This window comes from Streptomyces kunmingensis, assembly GCF_039533535.1.
GTDB lineage: Bacteria > Actinomycetota > Actinomycetes > Streptomycetales > Streptomycetaceae > Streptomyces > Streptomyces kunmingensis.
In genome coordinates this window covers 200919-222133 of sequence record NZ_BAAATS010000007.1, presented here as the reverse complement: position 1 = coordinate 222133, position 21215 = coordinate 200919, and the positions used below count along the sequence as shown (strand labels likewise).

General features: G+C 70.0%; 20 protein-coding genes. 3 read left to right on the top strand and 17 right to left on the bottom strand.

Translation table 11 applies throughout. From position 1 onward, the window contains the following. Positions 1-79 precede the first annotated feature (79 nt). From ABD366_RS13135 to ABD366_RS13095, 9 genes are all read right to left on the bottom strand, one after another. Positions 80-850 (bottom strand): alpha/beta hydrolase, encoded by a 771-nt coding sequence (locus ABD366_RS13135; protein WP_324769646.1) that lies wholly within the window; start codon positions 848-850, stop codon positions 80-82. Positions 851-983: 133 nt separating this feature from the next. After that, positions 984-2321: an LLM class flavin-dependent oxidoreductase gene (locus ABD366_RS13130; RefSeq protein WP_324769645.1), complete on the bottom strand. Its 1338-nt coding sequence runs from the start codon at positions 2319-2321 to the stop codon at positions 984-986. A 32-nt stretch (positions 2322-2353) separates the two neighbouring features. Next, a complete protein-coding gene (locus ABD366_RS13125) occupies positions 2354-3208 on the bottom strand; it encodes an ABC transporter ATP-binding protein (protein ID WP_324769644.1) in 855 nt (284 codons plus the stop codon). After that, entirely contained in the window at positions 3205-4092 is an 888-nt protein-coding gene (locus tag ABD366_RS13120) for an ABC transporter ATP-binding protein (protein WP_324769642.1), read from the bottom strand. Before ABD366_RS13120 ends, ABD366_RS13125 begins: the two co-directional genes overlap by 4 nt. Beyond that, a complete protein-coding gene (locus tag ABD366_RS13115) occupies positions 4089-4979 on the bottom strand; it encodes an ABC transporter permease (protein WP_324769641.1) in 891 nt (296 codons plus the stop codon). Before ABD366_RS13115 ends, ABD366_RS13120 begins: the two co-directional genes overlap by 4 nt. A gap of 2 nt (positions 4980-4981) precedes the next feature. Further along, on the bottom strand, positions 4982-5971 hold the full coding sequence (locus ABD366_RS13110; RefSeq protein ID WP_324769640.1) for an ABC transporter permease: 990 nt from the start codon (positions 5969-5971) through the stop codon (positions 4982-4984). Then, entirely contained in the window at positions 5968-7533 is a 1566-nt protein-coding gene (locus ABD366_RS13105; RefSeq protein ID WP_344441727.1) for an ABC transporter substrate-binding protein, read from the bottom strand. Before ABD366_RS13105 ends, ABD366_RS13110 begins: the two co-directional genes overlap by 4 nt. A 425-nt stretch (positions 7534-7958) precedes the next feature. Continuing rightward, complete coding sequence (locus ABD366_RS13100) at positions 7959-8879, bottom strand: DsbA family oxidoreductase (RefSeq protein ID WP_324777291.1); 921 nt, start codon at positions 8877-8879, stop codon at positions 7959-7961. Beyond that, on the bottom strand, positions 8876-9310 hold the full coding sequence (locus ABD366_RS13095; protein WP_324777289.1) for an RrF2 family transcriptional regulator: 435 nt from the start codon (positions 9308-9310) through the stop codon (positions 8876-8878). The genes ABD366_RS13100 and ABD366_RS13095 overlap by 4 nt, the downstream gene beginning before the upstream one ends. A gap of 139 nt (positions 9311-9449) precedes the next feature. On the opposite strand from ABD366_RS13095, the gene ABD366_RS13090 reads away from it, so the two are divergent. Continuing rightward, positions 9450-9959, top strand: a complete 510-nt coding sequence (locus ABD366_RS13090) for a cupin domain-containing protein (protein ID WP_324777287.1) — start codon at positions 9450-9452, stop codon at positions 9957-9959. Positions 9960-10127: 168 nt separating this feature from the next. Further along, positions 10128-10847, top strand: a complete 720-nt coding sequence (locus tag ABD366_RS13085; protein ID WP_324777285.1) for an MIP family channel protein — start codon at positions 10128-10130, stop codon at positions 10845-10847. A gap of 20 nt (positions 10848-10867) precedes the next feature. On the opposite strand, the gene ligA is transcribed toward ABD366_RS13085, so the two are convergent. Further along, positions 10868-12967 carry an NAD-dependent DNA ligase LigA gene (gene ligA, locus ABD366_RS13080; RefSeq protein WP_324777283.1) on the bottom strand — a complete coding sequence of 700 codons (2100 nt, stop codon included), beginning with the start codon at positions 12965-12967 and terminating at the stop codon, positions 10868-10870. 216 nt (positions 12968-13183) lie between these two features. Here ligA and ABD366_RS13075 point away from each other — a divergent pair, with 216 nt between their 5' ends. After that, positions 13184-14494, top strand: a complete 1311-nt coding sequence (locus ABD366_RS13075) for a glycoside hydrolase family 18 protein (RefSeq protein ID WP_411293914.1) — start codon at positions 13184-13186, stop codon at positions 14492-14494. A 73-nt stretch (positions 14495-14567) separates the two neighbouring features. Here the strand turns inward: ABD366_RS13075 and ABD366_RS13070 are convergent, their stop codons facing one another. The 7 genes from ABD366_RS13070 to ABD366_RS13040 form a co-directional block, all read right to left on the bottom strand. Continuing rightward, positions 14568-15125 (bottom strand): hypothetical protein, encoded by a 558-nt coding sequence (locus ABD366_RS13070; protein ID WP_324777279.1) that lies wholly within the window; start codon positions 15123-15125, stop codon positions 14568-14570. A gap of 27 nt (positions 15126-15152) precedes the next feature. Further along, complete coding sequence (locus ABD366_RS13065) at positions 15153-15587, bottom strand: hypothetical protein (RefSeq protein WP_324777277.1); 435 nt, start codon at positions 15585-15587, stop codon at positions 15153-15155. Between the two features lie 14 nt (positions 15588-15601). After that, positions 15602-16447, bottom strand: coding sequence for a hypothetical protein (locus ABD366_RS13060; RefSeq protein WP_324777275.1), 846 nt, complete (start codon positions 16445-16447; stop codon positions 15602-15604). 55 nt (positions 16448-16502) lie between these two features. Further along, positions 16503-16937, bottom strand: coding sequence for a hypothetical protein (locus tag ABD366_RS13055; protein WP_324777273.1), 435 nt, complete (start codon positions 16935-16937; stop codon positions 16503-16505). Between the two features lie 65 nt (positions 16938-17002). Next, positions 17003-18556 (bottom strand): phenylacetate--CoA ligase family protein, encoded by a 1554-nt coding sequence (locus ABD366_RS13050; RefSeq protein ID WP_324777271.1) that lies wholly within the window; start codon positions 18554-18556, stop codon positions 17003-17005. Continuing rightward, entirely contained in the window at positions 18553-20028 is a 1476-nt protein-coding gene (locus ABD366_RS13045; RefSeq protein WP_324777269.1) for a pyridoxal phosphate-dependent decarboxylase family protein, read from the bottom strand. The genes ABD366_RS13050 and ABD366_RS13045 overlap by 4 nt, the downstream gene beginning before the upstream one ends. Before the next feature lie 536 nt (positions 20029-20564). Then, on the bottom strand, positions 20565-21185 hold the full coding sequence (locus ABD366_RS13040) for a cysteine hydrolase family protein (RefSeq protein ID WP_324777267.1): 621 nt from the start codon (positions 21183-21185) through the stop codon (positions 20565-20567). Positions 21186-21215 lie beyond the last annotated feature (30 nt).

Sequence of the window (21215 nt, the reverse complement as noted above, 5' to 3'; positions counted from 1 at the left end):
CTTCCGGGTTCGGTGGAGCGAGGTCTGCGGTGTGATCAGGTGTGCACACGTTCACGGTCGGGCGTTCACACGTTCACGTTCACCAGGCGCTGGCCCCGACGGTGACGAGCGGTGTCAGGTCGTTGCGCAGGGCTTCGAGGAACGTGACGATCTCGGCGGCCACCGAGCGGTGCTGCTGGTCGTTCAGGACGTCGTGGCGGGCGCCGTGGACCACGGCGTGGCGGGCGCGGGGCAGCGCCTTGGCCAGCCGGCCGAGTCCGTCGTGGTCGGCGAGCCGGTCGTCCTCGCCGACGAGCAGCAGGTGCGGGAGGTCCGAGACGGTGGCGTGGGCGGCGTCGAGGAGGGCCTGCGGCACGGGGCCGTCGAGGGTTCCGCGCCGCACGCCGGGGTCGGCGGTGAGGACGCTCCGGTGGGCGGGGCAGGTCGTCCGGACGTCCAGTTCGTCGTCCCAGCCGGCGCTGGTGGCGGCGCCGTCCCCGGGGAGGCCGGCGAGGACGAGGGCGTCCGGCCGGGGTGCGCCGGTGCTGTCCGGGCTGCCGGTCAGTGCGGCGAGCGCGGCGGCGCCCGTGTCGGATCCCAGGAGGACGAGCGGGCGTACGGTGCCGTCCTCGGGGGCCGCGTCCGCCACGGCAGCGGCGAGGCGCTCCCCGAACTCCCGCATATATGCGCCGAGTTGAGTGTCGCTGGGCTCCGCCGCATCGATGACGCGGACCCGGTAGGCGTCGGCGGCGAGGCGCTTGCCGAGCCGGTCGTAGGTCGCACGGGTCTCGCCCCGGCCCGGCACCACGACGACGGTGCCACGGGTGCGCAGGCCCTCGGGTGCGTGATGGTCGGTGTACTGCTGGCTCATGCGACTGCTCCTGCGGATGCGGGCGTGGGTGTGGACGCGGACGTGCATGCGGACGTCGGTGCGGACGTAGGTGCGGATACGAGGAGGGGTGCGGCCGCCGGATCGCACTGGGTGCGGAGGCGGCGCGGGGCACTCACGCGCCCGTCGCCCCGGCGGTGTGCCGGTTGGCCGGGACGGGCAGGCCGAGGTTGCCGCGCAGGGTGTCGGCCTCGTACTCGGTACGGAACAGGTCGCGCTTCTGCAGGATCGGGACGACGCCGTCGACGAAGAGCTCCAGCTCCTCCTCGGTGCGGAAGGCCAGGTTGATGCCGTCGAAGGTGCCCGCGTCGAACCATTCCTCGATGCGGTCTGCGACGGTCTCGGGGGCGCCGACGAACGGCGAGCGGCGGAACTCGGCCAGCGACTGCGCTACTTGACGCCAAGTCAGGTTCTCGGTCCTCGCCCGCTCGATGATCTTCGCGGCGCCGGTGCGGCCGCCCTTCTCGGCGAGGTGCGCGACATCGGGGAAGGGCGCGTCGAGGTCGTGGACGCTGAAGTCGTACGCGCCGAAGGAGCGGCCGAGGAGCGCGAGATGGCGGTCGAAGTCGTTGTCCTCCTCGAAGATCTCGCGCTCGCGCAGCCGGGCGGCCTCGTCGGTCGCGGCCACGACGGGCCCGCCGTGGATGAAGATCTTGATGTGGTCGGGGTTGCGGCCGTGGGCGGCGGTGCGGCGCTTGATGTCGGCGTAGTACTCCTGCGCCTGCTGGAGCGGTCCGCCGGGCGCGTAGATGCCCTCGGCGACCCGGGCGGCGAGGTCGCGGCCCTCTTCGGAGACGCCGGCCTGGAAGATCACCGGCTGGCCCTGCGGCGAGCGCGAGAGGTTCAGCGGCCCCGCGACCTTGAAGTGCTCCCCCACGTGGTCGAGGTCGTGGAGCTTGAGCGGGTCCAGGAAGACGTTCCGTTCGACGTCGGCCGGGAACGCGTCGTCCTCGTAGGAGTCCCACAGGCCTTGGGCGACCTGGACGAACTCCAGGGCGCGGCCGTAGCGGGTGGCGTAGTCGAGGTGCTCGTCGAGGCCGTAGTTCTTCGAGGTGCCCGTGTCGAAACTGGTGACGACGTTCCAGCCGGCGCGGCCGCCGCTGATGTGGTCGAGGGAGGCGAAGCGGCGGGCGAGGTTGAACGGTGAGTTGTAGGTGGAACTGGCCGTACCGACGAGGCCGAGGTGCCGGGTGTGGGTGGCGACGGCCGACAGGAGGGTGAGGGGTTCGAGGCGGTTGAGGTAGTGCGAGGGGTAGGTCGCGTTGATGAACTGGCTGTCGACGATGAACAGGGCGTCGAACAGGGCGTGTTCGGCGGCCTGCGCCTGGCGTATGTAGTAGTTGATGTCGATGCTGGCGTTCTTGGCGACGCGCGGGTCCTTCCACAGGCCGTGCTGGCCGGGGCCGCCGACGCCGTAGGGGTGCAGCGCGAGGTGGATCCTCTTCCGGGACATGGTCGTTCCTCTCGGGGGGTTTCTACGGGCTTCTATGTGTGCAACAGGGCGCGCAGCGCGTCGCGTTCGGCCCGGTCGGCCGGGGCGCCGTGCAGGGTCGGCGCGGAACCGAGCAGGAGGCGCGTGTAGGCGTGCCGCGGCTCGTTGACGAGGCTGTGGGCGGAGCCGACCTCGACGAGTTCGCCCTGGTAGAGGACGGCGATACGGTCGGCGACACCGGCGACGGAACCGAGGTCGTGGGAGATGAGGACCAGCGCCGTGCCCTCGGCGCGCAGCTCCTTGAGGATCTCCAGGATCTGGACGCGGTTGGCGGAGTCCAGGGCGCTGACCGGTTCGTCGAGGATGACGAGGCGGGGCTCGGTGACCAACGCCCGTGCGACGGCGACGCGTTGGCGCTGGCCTCCGGAGAGCTCCCCGGGCAGCCGTCCGAGCAGGTCCTCGGTCAGACGGACCCGCTCCAGGAAGCTCCGGACGCGGGTGGCCGCCTCGCCGCGCGGCACGCCCTGGACGAGCAGGGGTTCGCTCAGCGAGTCCTCGACGGTGAGGTCGGGGTCGAGGCTGCGCAGCGGGTCCTGGAAGACGTACTGGATGATGCCGCTGCGGCGCAGCTCGCGCCACTGGCGGCGGCGGTAGGAGCCGACCTCCGCTCCCCCGACGACGATCGACCCGCTGGAGACGGGCACCAGGCCGAGGACCGTGCGGGCGAGCGTGGACTTGCCGGAGCCGGTCTCGCCGATGAGGCCGACGGTCTCGCCCGGGGCGACGCTCAGCGAGACGCCGTGCAGGGCCTGGCGGCGCCGGCGGCGCGGCCCGTAGTGCACGTCGAGGCCGGTGATCTCCAGGATCGGACTGCTGGACTCCACCTCGGCCGGGTTCCCGGTGCTCATGCGTCCTCCTTCGCCGAAGTCATCGCCGGGGTACGGAACTTGTCGAGGCCGTAGCTCTCGTGCTCGGCGATCAGCAGCCGGGTGTACTCGTGGCGCGGGTCGTGCAGGACCGAGCGGGTCGGTCCCTGCTCGACGACCTCGCCCTGCCGCATGACGAGGACCTCGTCGCAGAGCTGCGCGACGACGGCGAGGTCGTGGGAGACGACGACGAGCGCCAGCCCGTTCTTCGTACGCAGATCGGCGAGGAGGTCGAGGATCTCCGCCTGCACGGTCACGTCGAGGGCGGTGGTGGCCTCGTCGGCGATGAGGATGCGCGGCTCGGCGGCGATGGCGGCGGCGATCAGTACGCGTTGCAGCATGCCGCCGGAGAGTTCGTACGGGTACTGGCCGTGGACCAGCCCGGGGTCGCGGAGGTGGACGGCGCGCAGCAGTTCGACGGCGCGCTCGCGGGCTTCGCGGCGCTTGAGCCCCAGCTTCACCCGCAGGACCTCGGCGAGCTGGGTGCCCACGCGGATGGAGGGGTTGAGGTAGGAGGCGGGGTCCTGGAAGACCGCGCTGATCGTGGTGCCGCGCAGTTCGGTCCACCGGCCCTGCGTCAGGGTGGTGATGTCGCTGCCGGCGATCTCGATCGAGCCGGCGGTGACCTCGAAGTGCGGGGGCAGGATGCCCAGTGCGGCGCGGCAGGTGAGGGTCTTGCCGCTGCCGGACTCGCCGACGATCCCGACGGTCCTGCCCGGCGTCAGCTCGAAGCTCACGCCGTGCACGATCTCGCGGTCACCGGCGAGGTCGCTGATGCGCAGGTCGCGTACGGAGAGCACGGGTGTGGCCGGGGCGGGGCGCTGTGCGCTCGCGGCGACCGGCTGCGCAAGGGTCTTCTGGGTCATCGGGCACCTCCGGCGGGGGCGGGTTCGGCCGTGTCGACGCGGTGGGCGCGGGCCTTGCGTCGGTTGACGAGGGCGCGGCCCGCTTCGCCGGAGACGTCGCGGATGGCGTCGGCGAGGAGGTTGCTCGCCCAGACCGTCACCATGATCAGCAGGGCGGGGGCGACGGGCGCCCACGGCTGGTGGCTGAGGTAGGCGAGGTCGGAGGCGAGCAGTCCGCCCCAGGTCGGGGCGGGTGGCTGGACGCCGATGCCGAGGAAGGTGAGGCTGGAGACGATGACGAAGCCGACGCCGATGGTCTGGGCGAGGGCGACCGCGAGAGGCGGCAGCACCTTCGTCCATACGTGACGGCGGACGATCCAGCCGAGGGATGCGCCGGAGACGAGCGCGGCCTCGACGTACGGGGAGCGGGCCACGGTGAGGGTCGCGGCGCGGGCCACCCGGTAGAACAGCGGGGAGACGAGGACGCCGGTGACGAGCATGGCCTGCGTGATGCCGTTGCCCAGGAGGGCGATCACGGCGACGGCGAACAGCAGGAACGGCAGGGCCACGAGGGTGTCGGTCAGCCGCAGCGTGACCCACTCGAAGACGCGGCCGAGATAGACCGACAGGATGCCGGGGACGGAGCCCACGACCAGTGCGGTCAGGGCGACTTCGAGGGAGCCGAGGACGCTGACGCGGGAGCCGTCGAGGAGGCGGCTGAACGTGTCGCGGCCGAGGTAGTCGGTGCCGAGCCAGTGGGCGGACGAGGCGTCCGCGAGGGTGTGGGTGCTGGTGGCGAGGGGGTCTTGCGGGGCGAGCAGCGGGCCGAGGAGCGCGAGCAGGGCGATCACGGCGAGGATGGCGACGGCGATCCGTCCGGAGGTCAGGCCGAGGACGCGGCGCACCATGGTCACACTCCCCTCTGCGAGGCCGGCGTCACGCGGGCCAGGACGAGATTGACGAGCAGGTTGAAGGTGACGACCAGGACGATCGACACGACGAGGACTCCTTGGACGGCGGGTACGTCGCCGGACTGGGCGGCGTCGTTGGCGAACCGGCCGAAGCCCTGCAGGCCGAAGATCCACTCGGTGACGACGGAGGCGCCGACCAGCGCGGGGAACTTCAGGCCGAGCGTGGCGAGGGTCGGGCCGAGCCCGTTGCGCAGGACATGCCCGAAGAAGATCCGCCGGGGGCTCAGGCCCCGGACGACGGCGCCGGTCACGTAGTTCTCGCTGTACGCGGCGATCAGGCTGGAGCGCAACTGCCGGGCGACGTCGGCGATGACGTCGAAGCTCAGGGCGAGCGCGGGCAGCGTGATGTGGGCGAGCCACGGTCCGACGCCCTGCGCTGCGGGCACGTAACCGGCCGAGGGGAACAGATGGAGGCCGACGGCGAACACGGTGCCCAGGACGATGCCGACGACGAACGCGGGCATCACCGAGATCACGGTGACGAAGCCGGTGACGGTCCGGTCGATCCAGGTGGTACGGCGCAGCGCGGCGAGCGTGCCGAGGACGAAGCCGACGACGACGCCGATCAGCAGGGCGAACGTCGCGATGGACAGGCTGACGCCGAGTCCGACGCCGATGAGGGTGGAGATGTCGGCGCCGTTGGTCCAGCTGGTGCCGAGATCGCCGTGCAGGATGCCCTTGAACCAGTCCCCGTACTGGACGAGGAAGGGCCGGTCGAGCCCCCACTCGGCCTCGACGCGCGCGACGGCCTCAGGGGTCGCCTCCTCGCCCAACTGGATGCGCGCCGGGCTGAGTCCGCTGAGCGAGCGCAGTGCGAACGTCACGAAGGTCGCGACCAGGAAGACGGGGACGAAGAGGGCGACCGACCGGCCGATGACGGCCAGGACACGGCCCAGGGCGTGCCGGGTCCGGGAGCGTGGGGCGCTCACTCGGCGCCGCCGATGGTGACGCCGGTCCAGTCGATGTGGGCCGGGTTCGCGGGCAGCTTGGAGATGGACTTGCTCTTGGCGATGAGGTTGGGCTGGGAGTACGTGAAGACGAGGGCCTTGCTCTCCAGTCCGGCCCGCGTCGCCGCCTGCAAGGTCGTGGCGTACTCGGGCGAGTCGAGCGGCGTCTCGCGGACCTTGGCGATGGCGGACTCGAAGCCGTCGGGCTCGTAGGGCGAGCTGAGGTTGAGCGGGCCGTTCGGGCCGAAGTGGGCGGTGAGGGTCTGCGCGGCGGAGTCGCGGCCGGTGGTGGAGTACAGCGAGAAGGTCAGGTCCTTGGCGAAGAAGGGCGTCGCCCAGTTCTTGTCGATCTTGATGTCGACGGTGATGCCGACCTTGGCGAGCTGCGACTGGACGATCTCGGCCTGCGGGTCTTCGGCGGGGATCACCAGCTTGAGCTTGAGGTCGCCGGATGGGTAACCCGCTTCGGCGAGCAGCTTCTTGGCCTTCGCCACATTGTGCGGGTAGGCGTTCTCGGACTTCGGGTCGTAGGCGACGTAGCCCTTGGGGAAGGGCTGGTCGGTGGCTTCGCCGTAGCCGAAGGTGAGTTTGTCCACGAACTCTTGGCGGTCGACCGCGTAGCGGACGGCGTCGACGACCTTGTCGTTGTCGAACGGCTTCTTGTTGATGTTCAGGCTGATGTTGGAGGCATTGAAGCCGGGCTGGACGAAGACGTCGAGTCCGGCCTTCTTGGCGGCGGAGGCCTGACTGGGTTCGATGTCGGCGAAGTTGTAGACGCCGGTCTGCAGGCCGGAGATGACGGTGGAGGCGTCGGGGGCCGAGGTCAGTTCGACGGTGTCGATGTGGATGTTGTCGGCGTCCCAGTAGTCCGGGTTCTTCTTCAGGACCGCCTTGGTGCCGGGGATGACCTGGGTGACGGTGAAGGGGCCGGCGCCGACCGGGTTCTGGTCCAGCTTCGCCGGGGACTTCGCGGCTTTGGGGCTGGCGATCTGCAGGACACGCTGACCGAACAACTGCGGTATTTGGTAGTCGACTTGGCTGAGATGGACGACGGCGTCGAGCCCCTTGGCGTCCACGGACTCGACGGAGGTGAGGTCGCCGTAGAGGGCGGAGTTCTTCTGCTTCTTGGCCCGCTCGACGGCGGCCTTCACCGCGGCGCCGTTCACCGGCTCACCGTCGCTGAACTTGAGGCCCGAGCGCAGATGGAAGGTGATCCGGTCGCCCTTCTCGTTGTACTCCCAGCTCTTGGCGAGGTCCGGGACCGCGTCCCCCTTCTCGTCCGTACGCGTCAACGAGGCATACACGAGGGAGAGTTCACGGAACTGGGCGCCGCTGCCGCCGACGACCGGGTCCCAGTGGGTGGGGAAGTACGAGGACGTCCACTTCAGGGCGGAGCCCGCGCCGGCGGAGGCGGCCTCGCCGCCGCAGGCGCTCAGGGCCGGGACGAGAAGGGCGGCCAGGCCGGTCACGAGACCTGCGGTGCGCAGCCGGGCGGCGGGGCGGGGGTGGCCTGCGGGGCGACGGGGCGTGCGGCGTCCGGACATGGTTCTCTTTCGTCGATGGCCCGCCGCCGCCCGGGGCGGCGGGGAGCGGGGCGAGGGGCGGCGCCCCCGCGACCGGCACCGACGCACGCCTGAACCGGCCGGCGCGCACGGGCATGCGGGCACGACGGGCGAAGGCGTGGGTGTCAGCGAGTCACGGGGTGGACCGGGATGCGGAGCACAGGAGCGGCGGCGCGGTCGAGGACGCGCTCGGCCGAAGAGTGCGCGGGCAGCGCGGAGGGCGGTGGACTCGGTCGGTCAGCGACAGAGGGCGCTACAGGTGCGCCGCAGATCCACGTAGCGGCACACCACACCGGGGTGCGTCGTGAGCATGTGCCACATCCTGGGGCCGGTCGTCCGCCCATGTCAATGGACACCAAAAGGTGTCTCATTCGGCGGACGGACTTTCGCCGCTGGTCAACGGCTTGTCAGGACGCGCCGGGTGCGCTCGGCCGGTAGATCGGAGCGGACCGGGCCTCCTCCGTCAGGAACCACAGCGGGCCGCCCGGGATGTCGACGCGCACCGCGTCGGGCGGTGGCCACGGGCCGCTCGTCAGCGCCCGGCTCTCCGGTCCGGTGAGGCTGCGGTAGTGCCGAAGCGCCCGCGCCGCGGGCAGCGTCGGCGCGGCCGCCGGCAGCAGGCCGGGGCTCAGCTCCTCGACCTCTGCGGCGTACGCGTCGTAGGGGCGCCAGCCGGGCACGACACGACGGCCGCCGGAGGTCCGGAACAGCAACGTCGGCAAGGCGTAACGGAGTTGGCCGTCCGAGCCCTCCTTCGCCGCGCCGGGATGCGGCGAGTCGGAGTCGATCCGGAGCACCTCGGGGACCGGCCGGCGCGCCTCGGCGCGGTCGGCCCGCACACGCTCGCGTACGGCGTCGGAGGCCGCGTCGGCCCGCAGCCGCTCCACCTCCAGCTCCGGCACGCTCTCCACGGCATGCAAGGCGGAGCCGAGGGTGTCGGCGGGACGCCCGGTCACGAACATGCTCTCGCGCAGCCGCCGCAGCACCCGGTCGGCAACGCAACTCCCCTGCTCCTCGGCCGCCTTGGCGACAAGGGAGGCGGGCCGGGAACTCGCCGCGACCCGGAACAGAAGGGGGGCGTGGGGCGCCTTCGTGTGGCCGCAGATGCGCTCGACGTAGCGGGCGTACCAGGCGGTCTCCGCCACCGGATCGGGCGGCGGGTCATCGTCGTCGTCGAACAGGATGCCGTACACCCGGCGCCAGCGGGCCCGCCCGTCGAGGGCGGCTCGCAGACGGCGGAAGGTGGGCTCCGAACCCCAGGCCCAGGGGCAGAACGGGTCGGTGTACTCGACGACTTCGAGCTCCGGCGCGCCGGGCGGGGACGTCATGCGGCGGTCCTGTCCGGCTGCGGCTCGCGGGCGTCGGCCGGCAGCAGCGAGGCGAGGGTGACCCCGGCCAGGACCGCCGACGCGTCGGCCTCGATACGGCGGTACACGTCGGGCAGGCCCGTGGCGGCGCCCGGGTAGTCGAGGCCGTCCAGCGGCTCACCGCGCAAGGTGATCAGTTCACCGTCGACGGCGCGCACGACGTCGAGCAGGGAGATCTCCTCGGCACGGTCGCCCAGCCAGTAGCCGCCCTCGCAGCCGCGCTGGCTGCGCACCAGGCCGGCCTTGCGCAGCTCGCCCACCACGGACTTCAGGAAACGGAACGGGATCCCCTGCGAGGAGGCGATGGACTCGCAGGTCAACGGACGATCGGGGACACGGGCGAGCTCGAGGAGCGCCCGCGTGGCGTAGTCCGCCTTCGCGGAGATATGCATGCGCACATCATGCCTGAACCCCCGGCCACGACAAGGTCCTTCGTACTCCCCCGTTCCTTTGTTGCGGGAACATTGCCGCAGGTGAGACGCAATGGACACCTCTTGACATCCTTTTCCGGGGCGCTCTAGCGTCCGGGCCATGAGCGATTCGCTGACCACCCCTGGCGAAGGTTTCCACCCGCATCTGCACGACGCCCCGGACCTTTCGGCCGCCACCCCGCTGCGCAGCCGTCTGCACCACATCCGCGCCGACTCCCTGGACGGCGACACCGCACAGACGGGCGGCATGCGCCGGTTCGCCGCCGTCAGCGGGCGGACCGTGGGCTCGGAGAAGCTCTGGATGGGCCAGACCCATGTCGCCCCCGCGACATCGTCCTCCGACCACCACCACGGCGAGTCCGAGACCGCCATCTACGTGGTCAGCGGACACCCGGAGTTCGTCTTCATCGAGGACACGGGCGACGGCGAGCAGGAGATCCGCCTGCGCACGGCCCCCGGCGACTACATCTTCGTGCCCCCGTACGTGCCGCACCGCGAAGAGAATCCGGATCCGGCCGACGAGGCCGTGGTCGTCATCGCGCGCAGCACGCAGGAAGCGATCGTGGTGAACCTGCCGAAGCTGCACGCGCTGCCCGTCCAGGACGGCTGAGGCGGGCGGCGGTGACAGGCGGCCGGGACAGGCGCTGAAACCCTTTCGGTCCCGACGTGCGCGTAATTCACCCGTTCGGCCCTGCATCACGGCTCCCGAGGGGCGCTCCCACCCTGTCGGCCCAACGCTCTCCTTACGGCTGGTATCGACGTAGTGAGGGTGGTGGCGATGCGTACGAGAGCGTTGGCGTCCGAGTTCATCGGGACTCTGCTTCTGGTCTTCTTCGCCGTGGGTTCCGCGGTCATCGGGGTCGAGTTCATCGGCACCCTCGGTATCGCCCTTGCCTTCGGCTTCACGCTGCTGGCGCTGGCCTACGCGCTCGGTCCGATCTCCGGGTGCCACATCAACCCCGCGGTGACCCTGGGCATGCTGTGCGCACGCCGCATCGACGTGCGGACCGCGGTCGGCTACTGGATCGCGCAGTTCGTCGGCGGCATCGCCGGCGCGGCCCTCCTCTTCCTGCTGGCCAAGCAGGTGCCGGGCTTCCACGCCGACGGTGCCTTCGGCAGCAACGGTTACGGCGCGCGGTCCGCGGTGCACATCAACACCGGCGGCGCGTTCCTCGCCGAGGTCGTCCTCACCTTCCTGCTCGTGTTCGTGGTGCTCGCCGTGACGCACCGCGTCGCCGTCGTCGGCTTCGACGGCCTGCCGATCGGTATCGCCCTCGCCGTCATCCACCTGGTCGGCATCCCGCTGACCGGCACGTCCGTCAACCCGGCGCGCAGCCTCGGCCCGGCGCTGTTCGCCGGTGGTTCCGCGCTGTCGCAACTGTGGCTGTTCATCGTCGCGCCCCTGGTCGGCGGTGTGCTGGCCGCGCTCGTGCACCGGGTGACGCACCCCGCGGGCGAGGACCGCCAGATCGCCGACGAGGTGGCCGCGGCACCCTGAGAACCTGCCCGCGGGTCCGGTCAGTCGAGCAGGTCGGCGACCATCTCCGCGAACTCGTCCGGCGTGGCCAGACGGACGCCGAGGGATTCGGCCTTGGCGAGCTTGGAGCCCGCGCCCTCTCCCGCCACCACGAGACCGGTGTTCTTCGAGACGCTGCCCGATGACTTGCCGCCGGCCCGCTCGATCAGCTCGTTCATCTGGTTGCGGGAGAGCTTTTCGAGGGGGCCCGTCATCGCTCCGGTGACGACGACCTTCAGCCCTGCCAGCGGGCCCGCGTCCCCGTCGGCCGGTGCATCGGTGTCCCCGTCCGCCTCCCCGGCCGGGGCGGGCGGCGTGGCCCCCGGTTCCGTCATGCTCAGTCCCGCCGCCGCGAGCCGGTCGATCTGCTCGGCAAGGTCGGCGAGTTCGGCGACGATGACCGGCGCCTTCTCCGCGCCGATCCCCTCGACCCGCTGCATCGCCTCCGCGTCCGCGGCCCGGATCAGGTCCATCGTGGCGAAGTACCGGGCGATGCGGCGGGACATGGAGCGGCCGGTGCCGCGCACACCGAGCGCGCACAGCACCCGGGACAGCGGCTGCCGCTTGGCCGCCTCCAGCGCGGCCAGGAGCTTGTCGGTGCTGGTCTCCCCCATCCGCTCCAGGCCGAGCAGCTGCTCGCGCGTCACCCGGTCGAACAGGTCGGGCAGGCTCGCCACGATCCCGGCCTCGACGAGCTGGACGACCCGGGTGTGCCCGAGGCCCTCGATGTCGAGCTGGTCGCGGCCCGCGGCGTAGCTGATCGAGGCGACCAGGTAGCAGTTGCGGCCGCGCTCGCACCGCCACCGCTGCTCACTGGTGTCGATGCCGGAGCCGCACTGCGGGCACTCGGTGGGGAAGGCGATCTCCTGCTCCTCGCCCGTGCGCAGATGGGCGACCGGCGCTTCGATGCGGGGGATGATGTCGCCCGCCTTGTAGACCATGACGTGATCGCCCAGGCGCAGATCGCGGCGGGTGATGTCGGCGGGGTTGTGCAGGGTGGCGTAGGTGACGGTGGAGCCGTCGATCTCCACCGGCTCGAGGACCGCGCGCGGCGCGATGATGCCGGTGCGGCCCACGTTCCACTCCACGCCGACCAGCTTGGTGATCTTCTCGACGGCCGGGAGCTTGAAGGCGACGGCCCAGCGGGGTGCCCGCGTGCCCGACCCCGCCGCCTGCTGATCGGCGGCGAGGTCGGCCTTGACGACGATCCCGTCGATGCCGAACGGCAGCTCGGCCCGCAGCGCGGCGATCTCCTTCACCCGGACGAGCACCTGCTCGACGGACGGCACCACGATGCCCGCGACCGCCGTACTCGCGGGGGTGTTGACGCCGTACCCGGCCGCACGGTCCATGAGCGCGCCGTGCGCCTCCTCGGCCAGCTCGGCGGCGAGCGCCTCGTCGGTGCCGGGCAGCGGCAGCAGTCCGTAGCCGAAGAACGTCATCTGCACCGTGTAGGCGCGGTCCTTGGCGCGCAGTGTGCCCGCCGCGGCGTTGCGCGGGTTGGCGAACGGTTCGCCGCCGTGCTCGGTGCGCGCCTGGTTGGCGTACTCGAACTGGGCGGTGGTCATCAGGACCTCGCCCCGCACCTCGATCGTGGCCGGCTCGGAGAGCTCGGCGGGCAGTCCCTCGATGGTGCCGATCGCGTGCGAGACATCCTCCCCGGCGCTCCCGTCGCCCCGGGTGACAAGGCGCGTGAGGCGTCCGTCCTCGTACCGGGCGGCGATCGCGAGGCCGTCGAGCTTGGGCTGAACGTTCCAGCGGGCGACCTCGCGGCCGATGCGCCGCTCGACCGAGGCGGCCCAGACGGTGAACTCCTCGTCCGAGAAAACGTTGTCCAGGCTCAGCATCGGGACCGTGTGCGGCACGTCCCCCTCCACCGCGCCGCCGGCGACCTTCCCGGAGGGCGAGTCGGACAGCACCTGGTCCGGGTGGTCGGACTCGTACGCGGTGATCGAGCGCACCAGGCGGTCGTACGCGTCGTCGTCGAGGCGTGAGGTGCCGCCCTCGTAGTACGCGGCGGACGCGGTCTTGGCCTCCTCGACCGCCTGGGCGTAGGCGGCGGCGTCGGACAGCACGGCGGGAACGGCAGAAGTCGTCGTCATGACCCACATCCTGCCGTCCACCACTGACAATCCCGCTGGGGCGGGCTCGGCCGCCGCGTCCGGGGCCCCGGCAGAGCGTCGTCCGACGCCACGGCAGTGCATCGTCCAAGGTCGTCGTTCCGCCCTCTTGACCGTTTTGGTCCAGACCAATAACTTCACCTGCGTGCACGCCAGTTGCCGCTCCTCACAGGAATGAGCCCGCCCATGCGCCCACGCCTGCGCCGAAGACTTCTCACCCGGGCGGCCGTCGCCGTCAGCTCCCTCTCCCTCCTCGGGGCCTTCGCGCCCGCCGCCTCGGCCCACGGCGGCGGCCACGACACGCCGCGCCGCGTCGGCTACTTCACCCAGTGGGGCGTCTACGGACGGGACTTCCAGGTCCAGGACCTGAAGAAGAGCGGAGCCGCCGCCCGGCTGACCCACCTCAACTACGCCTTCGGCAACGCGAGCCCGGACGGAAAGTGCCTGATGGGCAACGTCCCCGGCGAGTCGGACCCCTGGGCCGACTACCAGCGCCCGCTCGACGCGGAGAACTCCGTCGACGGGGTCGCCGACACCGACACCCAGGCCCTCGCGGGCAACTTCAACCAGCTGCGCGAGCTGAAGGCCGAGAACCCGCGGCTCAAGGCGATGATCTCGCTCGGCGGCTGGTCCTGGTCGACCCATTTCTCGGACGCCGCCCGCACACCCGCTTCCCGTAAGGCCTTCGTCGCGTCCTGCGTCGACCTGTACATCAAGGGCAACCTCCCCGAGGACGGTGCCCGCGGGGGCCGGGGCGCGGCGGCCGGGGTGTTCGACGGCATCGACATCGACTGGGAGTGGCCGGGCTCCGAAGGCGACACGGACACCGTGTACCGCCCGGAGGACAAGCGGAACTTCACCGCGCTGGTCGCCGAGTTCCGCAAGCAGCTCGACGCGTACGGCCGCACGAAGCACAAGCACTACGAGCTGTCCGCCTTCGTCCCGACGGCACCCGCGAAGATCGACGCGGGCTTCGAGGTCCGCAAGATCATGAAGGACTTCGACTTCGTCAATCTGCAGGGCTACGACTTCCATGTCAGCGGCGAGAAGACGACCGCGCAGCAGTCGGCCCTGTACGCCCGCGACGACTTCAGCGTCGACGGCACGGTCGACGCCTGGCTGCACCGCGGCGCACCCGCCCGCAAGCTCGTCGTCGGCATGCCCTTCTACGGGCAGGGCTGGACCGGCGTCACCGGCGGCGGCGACGGTCTGGGCCAGCCCGCGGCCGCACCGGCTCCCGCCCAGTGGGCCGACGGCTACGCGGACTACAAGGAGCTGAAGGCGTGGGCGGATTCGGGTACGTACGAGCTGTACCGGGACCGTCGCGGCGGCCACGCCTGGCTCTTCGACGGCACGACTCTGTGGACCTATGACGATCCGCAGGTCCTGCGCCTGAAGTCGGCCTACGTACGCGCCAAGGGGCTGGGCGGAGCGATGTTCTGGTCCCTCGACGGCGACACCCCCGACGGGGAACTGGTCCGGACCGTGGACCGGGCGCTCAGCCACTGATCCCGCACCTCCGGGCACCACACACACAGCGGGGCGGGCCACCACCTCGGGCCACCGCCCCGCTGTGTCGGGCTCACACGGCGATGACGCGGATCGACGGGTGCTGTTCGGTGTTCAGATAGAGCTTCTCCTTGGTGCCCTCCTGCTCGAGCTCCAGCACCAGCCGGTACCGGTACAGGCCGGGTTTGGCGGTGCTCAGGATGGTGCCCGCCCAGTAGTAGTAGACCGGGGTGAACTTGTCGCGCATCCGGTCCGGCGCTCCATAGATCTTCAGCTCGGTGAATATCTTGCGCTCCGCCACGTCCTCCTCGTCCCCGGACTCGGTGTCGAGGAAGACGATGCTGTTGATCTTCGGCATGGGCGGCCAGGTGTTGTCGAGCCGCTTCTCCATGTCGATCGGCCGGATGATCCAGTTCAGCACCTGCCCCTGCTTGCAGACCGTCTGCAGGTGGTTGGTGCCCTGGCCGTCACCCCCGATGCTGTTGTCCATCATGTACATCGACTCGTCGAGCGACTGGGTCGCCGTCGCCCGTTCCATGTCGATGAGCGTGACGATGTTGAGCTGGACCGAGTTCAGCTGGCCGGGGTTCTGCTTCTGTTCCTGGGCGCTGCCGATGGTGCTGGTACTCATCGCTCCTCCTGTTTCGAACGAGGGGCCCTAGCCGACCAGGCTCGGGGACAGCGTCGTGGTGATCGGCTCGTCCCGCGAACCGACCTTGAACCTGACCCGGTAGCCGAGGTCCCCGTCGGTGTCCTTCTTCACCGTCCCGATCCAGTACGCGACATCGGTGCCGGGATAGACCCTGCGCTCCGGCTCGACCAGGTCGTGGTCGATCTCGATGCCGTCGATCGCCAGGTACGCCTCGCACTCCAGGGCGAGGACGCTCCACAGAAGCTGGTCGCCGGCCCGCACGCGGGTACGCAGCTCCTCGGTTCCGGCGCCGGTGGATCCGCCGGCCCTGTTGGTGTCGTAGAAGTACAGGTTGCCGTGCAAGGTGCCGGTGGCGAGCGCGCCCACGCAGTCCACGACCGCGGTGATCGAGATGGGCCGCTTGCCGACGTCGTTGTTCTCCGCCCTCTTCTTGGTGGCCATCTGCCGCTCCTCGTCTACGCGGTGGTGTCGTGCGGACCGGGACCCTGCGCGTACATGGAGCCGCCCCTGTCGGTCGACCGGATGGGCAGCAGACCCAGGCCCGCGCCGGTGAAGCCGTTGACCTTGGGCTCGGTGGTGACCTTGAGCTTGGACTCGCAGGTCATGTTCACCGGCTCCCAGAGCGTCTCGCTCCCCTTCTGCACCAGCTTGTGGAGCTGGATGCGCATCGTGTACGCGTACGTGCCGGGCCGGGAGGAGTCCACGGTGGCGGACCAGTACCAGCCGTCGGTCACCAGGTCCGGCGAGCCGTACTCCGCCGGATACATGATCTTCTCGTCGACGGCCTGGCCGTAGATGTCGGTGATCACCGGGCCGGGGTAGCTGTACGCGTCCTTGGTGGGGTCGGTGACGACCTGGCCGGTGACGTCGAGGATCTTCTGTCCCGAAAGGCGGCCCTTGGTGCGCCGGGTCGTCTTGACCCGGGTGCCGACCGCCTTGCGGATCTGCTTCAGCTCGGCCGCCGGATCGGAGCCCGCCGCGTCGGGCTTGGCCGTGATCGCGTCCAGCTCCGCCAGCGCCTGCGAGTCGCTCTGCCGGGCCCGGTCCGCCTCGTAGCCGCGCGGCACGGTCGGCGCTATGGAACCCAGGCTGTAGGGCAGCCAGTTGAGCACCTGCTCCGTGGCCTGGGAACCGTCACGCCAGTAGGCGCCGTGGATGGCGGTCACCAGATCGCCGGTGCCCTGCCCCTCCGAGCCGTGCAGTTTCATGTTGTCGAACAGGAACGTGTTTCCCTGGAGCGTGTTGGCCTCGAGGGCGCTGCCCACGTCCACGAGCACGATGATCGCCAGCTGTTGAGCCATGCTTCCACCTCGTCGTTCTGGGTTGTCGCCGGTCGGTGCGGACCCGCGGTCGCGCTCATGCGCCCATCAGGGCCGGCGAGTCGACGTGCAGCACACTGTGCGCGCCCTCGTACATCTGCAGTTCCAGGCGGTACTTGTGGGGTGTGCCGGGGGTGAGGGACGGCGGGACCATGCCGGCCCAGTGCGCCAGGTCGAGCTTGTCGCCGTCCCCCTCGGCGGACAGCCGGTCGGCGGGCACCACCTCGCCGTTCTGGCCGAGGAAGGTGATGCCCTTGATCTCGACCGGGGTCTGCAGGTCGACGGCGAGGACGGTCCACTGGACGACCTGGCCGGGGCGGACGACGGTGCACAGGTACGGCGTGCCCTGTCCGCTGCTGTCGTGGTCGCCGTTGTCCATCATGCAGAGATTGCCGTTGAGCAGTGTTCCTCCGGAGAGGGCGCCGATGACATCGACCACGGCGACTATGTTGACCTGCGGTTTGTAAGCCACTCGTTCCTCCTGCGGGACTCTGGGGGTGACGCGGTGGTCAGGGGGTCTCCTTCCGGGGCGCCGGATCAGGTGTGGTCACGGACCAGCGGCACCTTGCCGACCGCCGTGCGCTCGATGTCCGGCGAGTGCCGGGGTACGAACCTGACGAGCAGGGTGTAGCCGGTCTTCGCGATCGAGGCGGCGTTGGCCTCGCCGTCGTTGAACAGGGAGAGGGACCGCGGCAGGGCGTTGACGAACACCTGCTGCAGCCCCTGCGGGCCGAGCATGGAGTCGACGCGGTAGGTCAGTCCGAGTACGTCGTCCACGGCGGCGTACAGGGTGATGGTGCGGTTCTCGCGGTGGTTGGCGAACTGGATCTCGTGGGCCGACTGGTCCAGGTCCACCACGCCCACCGACTTGAGTTCGTCACGCAGCGCGTCGTACGCGCGGGCCGCGGAGTACTGGCTGTCGTTGAGATGCAGGACGTCGCCGGTGCGGCCGGCGAACTCGAACTGCTGGGCCTGCGGCCCCGGATACCCGTCGAGCCGGGGCCTGCGGATCATGCGGTCGCCCAGCTTCAGCCGCAGCAGGGGCGCTTCGTGGGCGTGCAGCCGCGTGACGACCAGCTCCCCCTCCTCGCCCACGGGGACCCAGAACCCCTCCTCGTCGACGATCTCGATGAGGTGCAGGCCCGGAACCGCGGTCAGCACGGGGCTCGCCTCGTCGAGCTGCAGACCGATGGTCTCCGCCTGCGTGGCGGCGAAGTAGCTGAGGATCGCCAGATTGGGGTAGAGCGCCTTCAGTTCGGCCCGGTTGCGCCGGGGCAGCACACCGCTGCCGTACAGGGCGACCCGGAAACTCTCTCTGGCCTGGCGGCTCATGCCCGCGCCCAGCTCGGCGAGGATGGCGATACCCGCCGAGATACCCATCAGCGCCTTGGGTCCCCGGTAGGAGAAGAGGTGTTCCAGAACGGGGGCGGTGACGGGGCCCGCGCCGATGTAGTTGACGCCCGGCACGTTCTGGAGCACGCCGCCGACCATCGTGCCGCTGCTCCACATCTGGTAGTCGGCGAGCGTGGTGAGCAGCCACTTGGGATCGGCGCCGGCCAGGTGGTCGTTGAGCTGGTAGGTGCCGAGGAACCGGCCGGCCACCTCATAGGTGTCGCGCAGTTCCCGCAGGGAGTACACGGTCTCCAGGGGTTTGCCTGTGCTGGTGCCGCCGCTGGCGACCACCTCGAACCCGCCGCGGCCGTGCGGGACGACCATGCCGTCGCGGGAGCCCATGAAGAGGTCGCGCTGGGTGTCCTTGTCGGACAGCGGCACGTGCTGCCACGCCTCGAAGCTCTCCGGGGGCTTGTCCGCCCCCGCGGTCTCCAGGCGTGCGCGCCAGACCGGGTTGAGCCCGATGGTGTGGATCATCTGCTGCAGCCGGCGCAGGACCAGGGCGTCCTGGATCTCGTGGGAGATCTCGCTGTACGGCTGCCGGCAGATCCGTTCGCACTCGCGCATCTTCTCGGCGAACGACGGCAGCAGCGTCACGGCGTCGATGGTGGGTGGAGTCAGTTCCGCATCGGGGATGATCCGGTTGACCATGGACTGGACGTCGGCGGGCGACGCCGCGGCCCCGTACGAGTTCGTCACTGAGCTTTTCCTGCCTTCCGTATCTCATCGAGAAGCATCTGAAAGTGCCCGGTCGTGATCTGGTGATTCATCATGACCACACGAAGGGCGGCCACTCCGTCCACGTCGACTTTCGATATGAAGAAATTCCCCCGGTGTTTGACCCGGTTCCTGATCTCCACCTGGAACCTGGCCACTTCGTCCTCGTCAACCCATTCCGGTCGATAGCGAAAACAGATGATATTTGCCTCGGGGTAGTGCAGGGTCTCGAAGTCGGACTGCTCTTCGAGTATCGCGTGGGCGTACCGCGTCAACCGGCACAGATACTCGATCTTCTCGGCGAAGAGAGCCCTTCCGTACATCGCCCAGAGCACCCAGAGGCTCATGATCATGGGGCGCTTCGTGCATTCGAAGTTCTTGTCGCCGCTGTCGAGTTCCGTGTACACACTGGGCTGGTCGTCGAAAACATAGCTGGCGGTCTGCCGGAACGCCCCGCGGCTGCGTTCCCGGTCCCGGTAGAAAAGGAGCGTGCACGGCGCCGGCACGAACATCATCTTGTGCGCGTCCCAGGCCAGGGAGTCCACCTGGTCGATGCCGCGCAGTTTGTGCCGCAGTTCGTCGGAGACCAGCAGGCTCGCGCCGTGGGCCCCGTCCACGTGCAGCCACAGGTCGCGTTCGCGCGCGACGGCGGCCAGCGCGTCGAGCCGGTCGAACGCGCCAACCGCGGTCGTGCCCGCCGACGCGACGAGGCAGAACACGTCGAGGCCCTGCCGGGCGGCCTCGTCCAGGGCCGGGCGGACCCGGCGGACATCGATGCGGCGCTCGGCGTCGAGCGGGAGCCGCACGATACGGTCCTCGCCGATGCCGAGGATGCCGGCGGCCCGGGCAACGCTGTAGTGGACGTCGGCGCCGACGGCGACGGCGGGCCTGGACGGCCCCGGGATCTCCGAACTGCCGCGGGACCACACGCCCGGAAAGGCCCTGTTGCGGGCGGTGAGCAGAGCGGTCAGGTTGGCCAGCGAACCGCCGGAGGTGGTCACCATGGCGAAGGTGCCGGGCTCGAAGCCGATGAACTGGTTGAGCTCGTCGGCCATGATCCGTTCGGCGACGTTGGGCAGCTGGCCGGCCTCGTAGAACGACGAGGGCTGGTTGACGACGGAGCTGACGAAGTCGACGACGCCGGAGAGCGGGACGACCCCGGAGAACTGGCGGCCCATGTAGCCGGGTGAATGGACCTGGACGCCGGTCCTGATGTAGAGGTCGACGATCTCCGCGAGCCGCGCCTCGTCGAAGGCGGCCGGCCGGTCGCGCTCCTTGGTCATCAGCGCCCTGGCCGCCCGGGTCAGCTGTGCGGGCTCGACGAGTTCGAGGCCGCGGATCGACAGGTCGGCCAGGTGCTTCTCCAGCTTGGCGAGGACCGATTCAGCGCTTTCCCTGAACAGTTGTACATCGAATGCCTCGATCAACAACCCACTCTGAAGCGGTTCCGTCACAGGGGCCTCCTTTCGCACAATCCCTACCGGCTGCCGGATGATTTAGAACGCAACGAGACTTCGCCGACCAAGGCGTAGTGGAGCGGCTCCACCGTAGATGTCAGCGGCACGGAAATACACAATTCCCCTTCTCCCGTTTCAATTTGGCCCGAACGCCTCACCGGACCGCCGCGGCTTTGTCATGCACGTGCCTACATCGGACCGAAAGGGCAGGCCACTGTGGACCGTATGCACGCAGAGGAGAATTACCGGTTCCGCTGCATATGACTGCGGAAACCGCAGGCAACCGGCGCGCCGGGCCCCACGCCAGGCGCCCGGCGGGGAGCCGTTTCCTGCCAGGGAGCCGACGTCAGGACACCGACGGCGGGGGCGCACCCCCCGTCGCCGAATGCCTTTCACGGCGAGCTTTTTCTGGCCACGGACCATCCGAGACCATCTCACCTAGGACAGGTATTCGAAATTCAAGCGCTTACGTACGGGTGGGCATACGAAGGGGCCCCGGCGCGGTTCACCGGGGCCCTTTGTTGAGGGGGAAATCAGCCGTGGCTCTTTTTCTGTCCCGCGTCGGTAGCGGCTGCAAAGTCCGGGCGGCCGAGCGGCGTCTTGGTGCGGACAGCTCCGATCCATTCGGCGGTGCCGGCCACATAGGCGAAGAACGACTGCATGACCACGAGCACGGCCCGGTGGATCTCAGCGGCCGGCAGAGCCCCCACCCGGTTGGACAGGTCCGTGGTGCCGGTCGCGTCGGAGAGCATTTCGACGCGGTAGCCGAGGTGCACGGCCTCGCGGGTCGTGGACTCGTCGCAGGTCTGCGTCATGTAGCCGACGACGGTGAGCGTGTCGACGCCCTCGCGCCGCAGCCAGGCGTCCAGGTCGGTGCCCGCGAAGGACGAGGGCAGTGTCTTCTCCACGAGGTGGTCGTGCGGACGGGAGGCCACCACCTCGTGCAGGGCGAAACCGTGGGTGCCGCGGGCGAAGACCGGAGAGCCCGCGGGGGCCGCGTGCTGGACGACCACGACCGGGACGCCTTCCTGGGCGGCCGCGTCCATGGCGGCGGCGATGTTCGCGAGGCTGTCGGTCAGAGGCGGGAAGACGATCGGCATGGCGCCCGTGACGTACTCGTTCTGGACGTCGATGACCACGAGGGCACGTTTCATGAGGCTTCCTTTCCTGCGAAGGGGCAGCGG